This window comes from Burkholderia sp., from assembly GCF_018375725.1.
Classification (GTDB): Bacteria; Pseudomonadota; Gammaproteobacteria; order Burkholderiales; family Burkholderiaceae; genus Burkholderia.
Genome location: NZ_JAHACR010000142.1, coordinates 1 through 9,977, shown reverse-complemented (window position 1 = coordinate 9,977; position 9,977 = coordinate 1). Strand labels below are relative to the sequence as shown.

The 9,977-nt window shown below is 66.1% G+C and carries 8 protein-coding genes; 4 read left to right on the top strand and 4 right to left on the bottom strand.

From position 1 onward, the window contains the following. Together KH616_RS15365 and gabD are read left to right on the top strand one after the other, a co-directional pair. On the top strand, positions 1–515 hold a 515-nt coding region (locus KH616_RS15365), incomplete at its 5' end, for an aminotransferase class III-fold pyridoxal phosphate-dependent enzyme (protein WP_292247688.1). A gap of 78 nt (positions 516–593) precedes the next feature. Next, positions 594–2,063 carry an NADP-dependent succinate-semialdehyde dehydrogenase gene (gene gabD / locus KH616_RS15360; RefSeq protein WP_292247687.1) on the top strand — a complete coding sequence of 490 codons (1,470 nt, stop codon included), beginning with the start codon at positions 594–596 and terminating at the stop codon, positions 2,061–2,063. Between the two features lie 67 nt (positions 2,064–2,130). On the opposite strand, the gene KH616_RS15355 is transcribed toward gabD, so the two are convergent. Then, the gene (locus KH616_RS15355; RefSeq protein WP_292247683.1) at positions 2,131–3,321 is read right to left on the bottom strand and encodes a M20 aminoacylase family protein; all 1,191 of its coding nucleotides are present in this window, start codon (positions 3,319–3,321) and stop codon (positions 2,131–2,133) included. 113 nt (positions 3,322–3,434) lie between these two features. After that, entirely contained in the window at positions 3,435–4,760 is a 1,326-nt protein-coding gene (locus KH616_RS15350; RefSeq protein ID WP_292247681.1) for an MFS transporter, read from the bottom strand. Positions 4,761–5,037: 277 nt separating this feature from the next. Between KH616_RS15350 and KH616_RS15345 the strand changes: the two genes are divergently transcribed. Further along, the gene (locus tag KH616_RS15345; RefSeq protein ID WP_292247678.1) at positions 5,038–5,910 is read left to right on the top strand and encodes a LysR family transcriptional regulator; all 873 of its coding nucleotides are present in this window, start codon (positions 5,038–5,040) and stop codon (positions 5,908–5,910) included. A 33-nt stretch (positions 5,911–5,943) separates the two neighbouring features. Here KH616_RS15345 and KH616_RS15340 read toward each other — a convergent pair whose 3' ends face one another. Continuing rightward, complete coding sequence (locus tag KH616_RS15340) at positions 5,944–7,488, bottom strand: PAS domain-containing methyl-accepting chemotaxis protein (RefSeq protein ID WP_292247675.1); 1,545 nt, start codon at positions 7,486–7,488, stop codon at positions 5,944–5,946. Positions 7,489–7,827: 339 nt separating this feature from the next. Beyond that, positions 7,828–9,030, bottom strand: a complete 1,203-nt coding sequence (pcaF, locus tag KH616_RS15335; protein ID WP_292247673.1) for a 3-oxoadipyl-CoA thiolase — start codon at positions 9,028–9,030, stop codon at positions 7,828–7,830. 203 nt (positions 9,031–9,233) lie between these two features. Between pcaF and KH616_RS15330 the strand changes: the two genes are divergently transcribed. After that, positions 9,234–9,968, top strand: coding sequence for an IclR family transcriptional regulator (locus tag KH616_RS15330; protein WP_292247670.1), 735 nt, complete (start codon positions 9,234–9,236; stop codon positions 9,966–9,968). Positions 9,969–9,977: the final 9 nt, after the last annotated feature.

Here is a 9,977-nt window from a genome sequence, read left to right as displayed (position 1 = left end):
ACGTGCAGGCCGACCTGATCACGATGGCGAAGAGTCTCGCGGGCGGCATGCCGCTGTCGGGCGTCGTCGGCCGTGCGGACGCGATGGATGCGGCCGCGCCGGGCGGCCTCGGCGGCACGTATGCGGGCAACCCGCTGGCGGTCGCGTCGGCGCACGCGGTGCTGGAGATCATCGACGAAGAGAAACTGTGCGAACGCGCGACGCAGTTCGGCGACACGCTGAAGGCGAAGCTGAACGCACTGCAGGCCGACGTGCCGCAGATCGCCGACGTGCGCGGTCCGGGCGCGATGATCGCGGTCGAATTCATGAAGCCGGGCACGGGCGAGCCGGACGCCGAATTCACGAAGCGCGTGCAGGCGCGCGCGCTCGAACGCGGGCTGCTGCTGCTCGTCTGCGGCGTGTACTCGAACGTGGTACGGTTCCTGTTCCCGCTGACGATTACGGAAGCCGTGTTCGACGAAGCACTCGGCATCCTCGAAGAGGTACTCAAGGAAACGGTCGGCGTGCCGGCCTGAGCCTCCGCCAACTGACCGCACCGCCGCCGTCCCCCCCGGGACGGCGGCGGCCGTCGCATCTGCAAAGCAGGCACCATCATGAGCACTGTTCAAGAATCCCTTGCACTGAAAGATCCCTCGCTGTTCCGCCAGCAGGCTTATATCGACGGCCAATGGCAAGGCGCGGCGAGCGGCGAGACGTTCGAAGTCCGCAACCCGGCGACGGGCGGCCTCGTCGGCACCGTGCCGGCGATGGGCGCGGCCGAGACGCGTCAGGCGATCGACGCCGCCAACGCCGCCTGGCCCGCCTGGCGCAAGAAGACCGCGAAGGAACGCGCGGCGATCCTGCGCAAATGGCACGACCTGATGATGGAACACGCCGACGACCTCGCGCTGATCCTCACGACCGAGCAGGGCAAGTCGCTCGCCGAAGCCAAGGGCGAGATCGGCTACGCCGCGTCGTTCCTCGAATGGTTTGCGGAAGAAGGCAAGCGCGTCTACGGCGACACGATTCCGACGCCGGCGAGCGACAAGCGCATCGTCGTGACGAAGGAGCCGGTCGGCGTGTGCGCAGCGATCACGCCGTGGAACTTCCCGTCGGCGATGATTACGCGCAAGGTCGGCCCGGCGCTCGCCGCAGGCTGCCCGATTGTCGTGAAACCGGCCGAGGCGACGCCGTTCTCCGCACTGGCGATGGCCGTGCTGGCCGAACGCGCGGGCGTGCCGGCCGGCGTGTTCAGCGTCGTGACGGGCAACCCGAAGGCGATCGGCGGGGAACTGACGTCGAATCCGGTCGTGCGCAAGCTGTCGTTCACCGGCTCCACGGCGGTCGGCCGCCTGCTGATGGCGCAGTGCGCACCGACGGTCAAGAAGGTGTCGCTGGAACTGGGCGGCAATGCGCCGTTCATCGTGTTCGACGACGCCGATCTGGATGCGGCGGTGCAGGGCGCGATCGCGTCGAAGTACCGTAACAGCGGCCAGACCTGTGTCTGCACGAACCGTTTCTACGTGCACGAGCGCGTCTATGACGCGTTCGCGCAGAAGCTCGCCGCGGCGGTCGGCCAGCTGAAGGTCGGGCGCGGCACCGAGCCGGGCGTCACGCAAGGCCCGCTGATCAACGAAGCGGCCGTGCTGAAGGTCGAGGCGCACATCGAGGACGCGCTCGCGAAGGGCGCACACGTCGCGGCCGGCGGCAAGCGTCACGCGCTCGGTCACGGGTTCTTCGAGCCGACCGTGCTGACAGGCGTCACGCCGGCGATGAAGGTCGCGAAGGAAGAGACGTTCGGCCCGGTCGCGCCGCTGTTCAAGTTCAGCAGCGACGAAGACGTGATCCGGATGGCGAACGATACCGAGTTCGGTCTTGCGGCGTATTTCTACAGTCGCGACATCGGCCGCGTGTGGCGCGTCGCGGAAGCGCTCGAGTACGGCATGGTCGGCGTCAACACCGGGCTGATCTCGAATGAGGTCGCGCCGTTCGGTGGCGTCAAGCAATCGGGCCTCGGCCGCGAAGGCTCGCATTACGGCATCGACGACTATGTGGTGATCAAGTACCTCTGTCTGGCCGTCTGACCGGCCGGCCGCCCGCCCGGGCAACCGGGCGGGCGTCACGGCTCGGACCTGCGCCGGGTGCGCCCGCCTACTTCGCCAGATACGCCTCGGCCAGCCGCACCCAGTAAGTCGAACCGAGCGTCAGCACGCTGTCGTTGAAGTCGTAGCTCGTGTTGTGCAGCGTGCACGGACCGAGCCCGTGACCATGCGCGCGATGGTCGCCGAGACCATTGCCGATATACGCGTAGCAACCCGGACGCTCGAGCAGGAAGAAGGAAAAGTCCTCGGCGCCCATGGTCGGATCGATGTTCGTCTGTACGCGATCGCGATCGACGATCTCCTGCATCACGTTCAGCGCGAAATGCGTTTCGGCTGCGGTATTGACGGTCGGCGGATAATTCCGGTCGAACGTGAATTCGACCGTGCAGCCATAAGCCGCGGCGGTCGCCTCCGAGAACGCGCGCATGCGTGTCTCGATCAGGTCGAGCACCTCGACCGAGAAGGTGCGCACCGTCCCGGCCAGCGTCGCCGTATTCGGAATCACGTTGACCGCCTCGCCGGCCTGCATTTGCGTGATCGACAGCACGGCGGCGTCGATCGGACGCTTGTTGCGCGTCATGATGCTTTGCAGGCCCGTGCCGATCTGCATCGCCGTCAGCACCGGGTCGATACCCTCGTGCGGAATCGCAGCATGCGCGCCCGTTCCCTTGACGACGATGCGGAACTCGTTGCTCGACGCCTGCGTCGCGCCGACCCGTGCGCCGAAATGGCCCGCGGCCAATCCCGGCCAGTTGTGCAACGCAAACACCGCATCGACCGGGAATCGCTCGAACAGACCGTCTTCGAGCATCGCCTTCGCGCCGCCGCCGCCCTCTTCCGCGGGCTGGAAAATGAACACGACGGTGCCGTCGAAATGACGATGGGAGGCCAGGTATTGCGCGGCGCCGAGCAGCATCGCCGTATGGCCGTCGTGACCGCATGCATGCATCTTGCCGGGATGCCGCGACGCATGCGCGAATGTGTTGAGTTCCTGGATCGGCAGCGCGTCCATGTCCGCGCGCAAGCCGATCGTCTTCTTGCCCGTACCGTTTCTCAGGACGCCGACCACGCCGGTGCGGCCCAGTCCGCGCGTGACTTCGATGCCCCACGATTCGAGCTTCCGCGCCACGATGTCGGACGTGCGCGCCTCTTCGTAGCGCAGCTCGGGGTGAGCGTGAAAATCGCGGCGGATGGCTTGCAGTTCCGGCTCGGCTTCGGCAATCGCGGGAATGATGGTCATAACAATCCGGTGTCCTCGAACGTCGATATGCGGCGGCCGGAGACAGTCGCGCGGCCGTCTCGCCACGCGACCGCCGGCAAGCCGGCCCCGATCAGGTGAATCGCGTCATCCGGCTACAGCAACGGCTGGCGCGAACGGTCCTTCAGCAACAGGATCGTGGTCAGGCCGACGGCCGCGCCGAACATGCCGTAGTACACGACGGACAGCTTGTCGCCGGTATGACCGATCAGAAGCGTCGCGATCGTCCCGGCGAAGCCGCCGAAGATCATTACCGCGAAGTTGTAGCCGATGGCCATCGACGTGGCACGGACGCGCGCCGGGAACAGTTCGCACACGAACGCACAGTACGAACCCTGGAACAGGCCGAGCGACAGCATCAGGCAGCATTGCACGACAGCCAGCACGGGCAGTGTCGGCACGACGCTGACGAGCTTGAACAACGGATACGCGATGACCAGGCTGATCGCCGCCGACGCGACCATCGGCTTCTTGCGGCCCACGCTATCCGATAGACGGCCGGACGCCAGCGTGCCGACGATGTAGGCGATCGCCGCGCACAGCGACGCGATGACGCTGCTTTTGAGCGACATGCCCAGCGAACGCGTCGCGTAGCTCGGCATGTAGTAGTAGAAGAGATACGTGCCGATCGTGCCGTAGACGGTCAGGCCGAAGCCGGCCAGCACCTGGCGCCAGTGCGAGATCACCGATTCCAGGAACGGCGAGCGCTTTTGCCGCTCGACGTGCCGGGCTTGCTTGAATACGGGCGACTCGTCGAGGCGCGAGCGCACGTACAGGCCCACCGGGACGATCAGCAGCCCGAGCGCGAACGGGATGCGCCAGCCGAACGCGTCGATCTGGGCCGGCGTCAGCAACTGGGTGATCGTGACGCTCACGGTCGCGCCGAGCAGCATGCTGCACGCCTGCGCGATCATCTGGAAGCTGCCGTACACGCCGCGCCGCTCGACCGGCGCATGCTCGACCAGGAATGCGGTGGCGCTGCCGACCTCGCCGCCGGCCGAAAAGCCTTGCAGGAAGCGGCCGATCAGCATCATGACCGGCGCGGCAAGACCGATCTGCGAATAGGTCGGCGTGAACGTGATGACGGCCACGCCGAGCGCCATCACCGAGATGGTGACCAGAAGCGCCGCCTTGCGGCCGTGCCGGTCGGCGTAGCTGCCAAGGAGGATGCCGCCGAGCGGCCGGGTCAGGAAGCCGACGCCGAACGTCGTCCAGGTCGCGAGCAGCGCCGCCGCCGGATTGTCGGTCGGGAAGAACTGTTTGGCGATCGCCGCCGCGAAGAACGTGAAGACGGTGAAATCGAACCACTCGAGCGCGTTGCCGATCGTCGACACGGCAATGATGCGGGTGTCGATCCGTCGCCCGGCCGCTGGAGTGCCTGCCAATGCTGCGGTGCTTTCGGACTCCACTGAAATTTCCATCGTGACCGCTCCCAGTCCCGTTGTCAGTTCCACTCGCCCGCGGCACGCCTCGCCGCCGGCCTCGCTTGTGATGCAGGAAAATCGCGGCGCATCCGGCACAACCTTGCGGACTCATTCTGGCTGGGAAAAATAATCAGGGAAAGCTAGAATTTTTGATGCGCGACTTCAGGAATCTTGATGAATCGAACGTCGTGTTCGAAGGAGGCGCACGGGTCGCGAGCCGGCGCGCGCGGCCTTCGCCGGGCGATTTCGATCATCGGCTGACCGGAGTGCTTTCATGAGTACGTTGCGATTTCTGCGCACGTTTGCGGCGGTGGCCCGATACGGTTCGTTCGCGCTCGCCGCCGAGCACATGGCGCTGACCCAGTCGGCGGTCAGCATGCAGATGCGCGCGCTCGAAGAGGAATTCGATCACGCGCTGTTCGACCGCGCCGGCCGCTCGATCGCGCTGAACACGATGGGCCTGACGCTCCTGCCTTACGCGCAGCAGATCCTCGCGCAATACGATGCGATGCGGATGCTGTCAGCGGGGCTGGAAGCGCCGATCGGTCCGGTGACGATCGGCACGGTCGAATCGGCGGTCAGCGCGCTCGCGGAAGCCGTGACGCAGATCAAGGCCGCACAGCCGCGCCTCGAGGTCCGCATCATGACGGCGAAATCGATCGAACTCGCGGAGCGGGTCGACACCGGGGACATCGACTGCGCGGTGCTCGTGGAAGCGCCGGGGCGGCTGCCGGCGCGCGCGCGCTGGACGCCGCTCTATCGCGAGCCGATCGTCGTGCTGGCGCCCGCGAACCTGAAATCGGCCTCGGTGCGCGAACTGCTGGAAGGCGAACGGTTCCTGCGCTTCGATGCGACCCAGCGCACCGGCGCGGTCATCGACCGCGCGCTGCGCCGGGAACGCATCAAGGTGAGCACATTTCTCGAACTCAGTTCGCTGGAGGGGCTAGTGGCGCTGGTGCGGCAAGGCGTCGGCGTGACTGTCGTGCCGCTGTTGCGGCGCTCGACCTGGAACCACGAAGATGCGCTGCGCGTCGTGCCGCTGCCCGGCGAGACGGAATACCGCAGCGTCGGCATGCTCGAGCGCGCGCATCACGACAAGATGAACGTGACTGCGCTGATCGCGCAGCAACTGATCGCCACGATTTGATCGTGGCCTGGACCATGCAGCCTTGTTCCCGACCTAGCGGAACACACCCACCGCATCCACCAGCCGCGTCGCCTGCTGCTTCAGGCTCTCCGACGCCGCCGTGCTCTGCTCGACGAGCGCGGCGTTCTGCTGCGTGATGTTGTCGAGATGCACCACGGCCTGATCGACCTGTGCGACGCCGGTGCTCTGCTCCGCCGTCGACGAGCTGATCTCCGCGATCAGATCCGACACGCGCTTCACCTGCGTGACGATGTCCTCCATCGTCTTGCCGGCATCGTCGACGATCCGCGCGCCCGACTCGACCCGCTCGACACTCGCGCCGATCAGTGTCTTGATCTCCTTCGCCGCGTTCGCGCTGCGCTGCGCCAGTGCCCGCACCTCGCCCGCGACGACCGCGAACCCGCGCCCCTGATCGCCCGCACGCGCCGCCTCGACCGCCGCGTTCAACGCGAGGATGTTGGTCTGGAATGCGATTCCGTCGATCACGCTGATGATGTCCTCGATCTTGCGCGAACTGTCGGTGATCTCGTGCATCGTATTGACGACCTGGCTTACGGCCTGGCCACCGCGCCGCGCCGCATCGCTCGCGGAAACAGAGAGCTGGTTCGCCTGCAGTGCCGTCTCCGCGTTGCTCGACACGGTCGCCGTCATCTCCGCCATCGACGCCGCGGTTTGCTGCACGCTCGTTGCCGCCTGTTCAGTGCGCGAGCTCAGATCGTTATTGCCCTGTGCGATCTCGTTGCTCGCGCGCTGAACGTTGAGCACCTGCTCGCTCACGTCGTCGATCAGCCAGCGGAACATCAGCCCGAGCTGGTTGATCGTGCGCAGCGCCATGCCGATCTCGTCGACGCGATTCATTCGCACACCGCCGCGGCTCTCGCCGGTCGCGACACGCAACGCCTGATCGCGCAGCTGCTTGAGCGGACGCGCGATCTGCGCATCGAGCCACAGGCCCGCCCCGACGGAAATGCCCGCCGTTACCGCGGCGAACGCGGCCAGCCCCGCGCCCGACAAACCGCACGCCCAGCCGGCGCCCACGACGGCCGGCGTCAGCGCGAGCAGCGCCGAATGGAGCCGCCAGCGTACGGACATCGTCTGGAGCAGCGACGTGAAGCCGGCGATCCCCTTGCGGACGATCAGCCCCTTGTGGAAACGCCGGCTGCCGGCACGGCCTTCGCGGAAATCGCGGTACAACGCCTCGGCCGCCGCGATCTCGTCACGCGACGCCTTCGTGCGCACCGACATGTAGCCGGTCGGCTGCCCGTTGCGCATCACCGGCACCGCATTCGCGCGCACCCAGTAATGATCGCCGTTCTTGCGGCGGTTCTTGACGAGCGCCGTCCATGGTTCGCCGCTCTTGAGCGTCGCCCACATATCGGCGAACGCCTCCTTGGGCATGTCGGGGTGGCGCACGAGGTTGTGCGGCTGGCCTTCGATTTCCTCGCCGGAATATCCGCTGACCTGGATGAACGCCGCGTTCGCATAGGTGATGTAGCTGTTGGCGTCAGTGGTCGACATCAGCGTCGCATCATCGGGGAAATCGTATTCGTGTTGCGTGACGGGCTGGTTGTTGCGCATGGTGGTGGGCTCCGAATGACAGATCTTGCGTCCGCTTCTGGGCTTCTGGATTAACGGCTCGGGACCAAACGCAGCCGGGCACACCTGGAAGGATTTGGTCACACCCCTACGCTTTCGGCAGAATTTCCGAAAACATTAACCATGGCTAGGGAAAATATGCAGAAAACCGGCCTATGCGCATCGTTGCATGACACATGATTCATGGATGAAATCCAGTCCGCTTCCGGCGAACTTTCATCGCGACCGTCCGGTCGCCATCATCGGCATGAGCCCTGCCACGCTCGCGGGTCGAGCGTACCGGTTCCGAAGCGGCGCGGCTCACGCCGCGCCTTCGCCCAATCAGACCCGCTCGATGGCGATCGCGATGCCTTGCCCCACGCCGATGCACATCGTGCACAGTGCGTAACGGCCTTTCGTGCGATGCAGCTGATACATCGCCGTCGTCACGAGCCGCGCGCCCGACGCGCCGAGCGGGTGTCCGAGCGCAATCGCGCCACCGTTCGGGTTCACGCGCGGATCGTCGTCGGCGACGCCGAGCATCCGCAGCACCGCGAGGCCCTGCGAGGCGAACGCCTCGTTCAGCTCGATCACGTCGAACTGGTCGATCGTCATGCCGAGCTGGTGCAGCAGCTTCTGCGTCGCGGGCGCCGGGCCGATCCCCATCACACGCGGGGCGACGCCCGCCGTCGCCATGCCGAGCACGCGCGCCCGCGGTGTCAGGCCGAAGCGCTTCGCGTTTTCCTCGTTCGCGAGCAGCAGCGCGCAAGCGCCGTCGTTGACGCCCGACGCGTTGCCGGCCGTCACGGTGCCGTCCGGGCGCACGACGCCCTTGAGCCTGGCGAGCGCCTCGAGCGACGTCTCGCGCGGATGCTCGTCGCGTGACACCACGACCGGGTCGCCCTTTTTCTGCGGGATCGTCACGGCGACGATTTCCGCCGCGAGCGTGCCGTCCTGCTGCGCGCGCGCCGCTTTCTGCTGGCTGCGCAGCGCGAACCGATCCTGATCGGCGCGGCTGATGCCGTAGTCGGTCGCGACGTTCTCGGCGGTCTCCGGCATCGAGTCGACACCATGCAGCTGCTTCATCAGGGGATTGACGAAACGCCAGCCGATCGTCGTGTCGAAGATATCCGCCTGCCGCGCGAACGCACTGGCCGCCTTGCCCATCACGAACGGCGCACGGGTCATGCTTTCGACGCCGCCGGCGATCATCAGCCCCGTTTCGCCGGACTTGATCGCCCGCGCGGCGACCCCGACCGCGTCCATGCCCGAGCCGCACAGCCGGTTGAGCGTCGTGCCCGGCACGCCCTGCGGCAATCCGGCAAGCAGCAGCGACATGCGTGCGACGTTGCGGTTGTCCTCGCCGGCCTGGTTCGCGCATCCGTAGATCACATCGTCGACGGCGGACCAGTCGACGTCGCGGTTGCGCTCGACGAGCGCCTTGAGCGGCACCGCGCCGAGGTCGTCGGCGCGAACATCTTTCAGTGCGCCGCCGTAGCGGCCGATGGGGGTGCGGATCGCGTCACACAGGAAAGCTTCGGTCATCAGTGTCTCCGTGAAATCGAAACGAACGCACCCATTGCAATGATCGCCCGGATGCGCCTAAATGTTCTATATACGAACATTGGATCGAATATCGAACGTTTCGAGGCATCATAGGGAGTGTGGGGAGGATGTGTCAAGCGCCTGCGGTTGGCGTGTCTGTCCCCATGCGCTATCTTCTCGGCTGCACGACATTCCAACCGCTCATGACCCACGACGACACCCAGAAACCCGGCGACTCCTACGTCCAGTCGTTCGCGCGCGGGCTCGCGGTGATCCGCGCGTTCGACGCCGCCCATCCCGAGCAGACCCTGACCGAAGTGGCATCCGCGACCGGCCTGACCCGCGCCGGGGCACGACGGATTCTCCTCACGCTGCAGACGCTCGGCTACGTCGAGGCGGACGGCCGCCTGTTCCGGCTCACGCCGAAGATTCTCGATCTCGGCTTCGCGTACCTGACGTCGATGCCATTCTGGAATCTCGCCGATCCGGTGATGGAGCAGTTGTCCGCACAGATCCACGAGAGCTGCTCGGCCGCGGTGCTCGACCGCACCGAGATCGTCTACGTGCTGCGCGTGCCGACACACAAGATCATGACGATCAACCTGTCGATCGGCAGCCGCCTGCCCGCGTACTGCACGTCGATGGGCCGCGTGTTGCTGTCCGCGCTCGACGACGCCGCGCTCGACGAAACGCTCGCGCAGAGCGACATCCGCGCGCATACGGCGCGGACGACGACCGATATCGGTGAACTGAAGGCCGCCATCGCGCAGGTTCGCCAGCAAGGCTGGGCGATCGTCGATCAGGAACTGGAAGTCGGCCTGCTGTCGATTTCGGCGCCGATCCGCAACCGGCGCGGGCAGATCATCGCGGCGATGAATATCAGCGGCAATGCACAGCGGCATACCGCGAAGCAGATGGTGAAGAAATTCCATTTTTAATAAAAGTTG

Bases quoted from the DNA above. Each gene is read 5' to 3' on its own strand.
- gabD (WP_292247687.1), top strand. From the start codon at position 594: ATGAGCACTGTTCAAGAATCCCTTGCACTGAAAGATCCCTCGCTGTTC.
- KH616_RS15345 (WP_292247678.1), top strand. From the start codon at position 5,038: ATGAGTACGTTGCGATTTCTGCGCACGTTTGCGGCGGTGGCCCGATAC.
- KH616_RS15340 (WP_292247675.1), bottom strand. From the start codon at position 7,488: ATGCGCAACAACCAGCCCGTCACGCAACACGAATACGATTTCCCCGAT.
- pcaF (WP_292247673.1), bottom strand. From the start codon at position 9,030: ATGACCGAAGCTTTCCTGTGTGACGCGATCCGCACCCCCATCGGCCGC.
- KH616_RS15330 (WP_292247670.1), top strand. From the start codon at position 9,234: ATGACCCACGACGACACCCAGAAACCCGGCGACTCCTACGTCCAGTCG.
- KH616_RS15350 (WP_292247681.1), bottom strand. From the start codon at position 4,760: ATGGAAATTTCAGTGGAGTCCGAAAGCACCGCAGCATTGGCAGGCACT.
- KH616_RS15355 (WP_292247683.1), bottom strand. From the start codon at position 3,321: ATGACCATCATTCCCGCGATTGCCGAAGCCGAGCCGGAACTGCAAGCC.